Source organism: Mesorhizobium sp. LSJC269B00, assembly GCF_000502815.1.
In the GTDB taxonomy this organism is placed as follows: domain Bacteria; phylum Pseudomonadota; class Alphaproteobacteria; order Rhizobiales; family Rhizobiaceae; genus Mesorhizobium.
Genome location: NZ_AYVN01000045.1, coordinates 1 through 236, shown reverse-complemented (window position 1 = coordinate 236; position 236 = coordinate 1). Strand labels below are relative to the sequence as shown.

The 236-nt window shown below is 66.1% G+C and carries 1 protein-coding gene; it reads left to right on the top strand.

Annotated elements, in window-relative coordinates; genetic code table 11:
* The coding region (locus tag X771_RS01000000165730) for a TCP-1/cpn60 chaperonin family protein (protein ID WP_033001618.1) at positions 1–236 on the top strand (236 nt) is incomplete at both ends.

Below are 236 nucleotides of genomic sequence, written 5' to 3'. Positions count from 1 at the left end.
CAGCAGATCGAAGAGACCACGTCGGACTACGACAAGGAGAAGCTGCAGGAACGTCTGGCGAAGCTCGCGGGCGGCGTCGCGGTGATCCGCGTCGGCGGCGCGACGGAAGTCGAAGTCAAGGAAAAGAAGGACCGCGTCGACGACGCCCTCAACGCGACCCGCGCGGCCGTGGAAGAAGGCATCGTTGCAGGCGGCGGCGTCGCTCTCCTGCGCGCTTCGGCCAACATCAAGGTCAC